This is a genomic window from Corynebacterium sp. UMB0012, from assembly GCF_030216265.1.
Lineage (GTDB): Bacteria > Actinomycetota > Actinomycetes > Mycobacteriales > Mycobacteriaceae > Corynebacterium.
The window spans coordinates 1-240 of the sequence record NZ_JASOKQ010000136.1; the positions used below are offsets into that span (position 1 = coordinate 1).

The window sequence follows — 240 nt, forward strand, 5'->3', positions numbered from 1 at the left end:
TTGAACTCTGGCGGGAGTGCCTGCGGGTCAGTTACGACCCGAATGTTGATGTCCGGGCAGTAAAACCCCGTAAGCCAAAGGATGGCGAATCGCTGGCCGGTGCCACTGCCGAACTGGTGCGCGGTGCGGTGGCCGAAACCCTGAAATATTCCACGAAGCCGGCTGACATGGTGGCCGATCCTGAATGGTTCCTCGAACTGACCCGCCAGACGCACAAGCGCCGCTTTGTGGCGACCGGCG

1 protein-coding gene is annotated in these 240 nt (G+C 61.7%); it reads left to right on the forward strand.

Features of this window, described 5'->3' with window-relative positions:
• Positions 1 to 240 (forward strand): protein rep (locus QP324_RS12180; protein ID WP_284816249.1); only part of this gene is annotated, 240 nt, incomplete at both ends.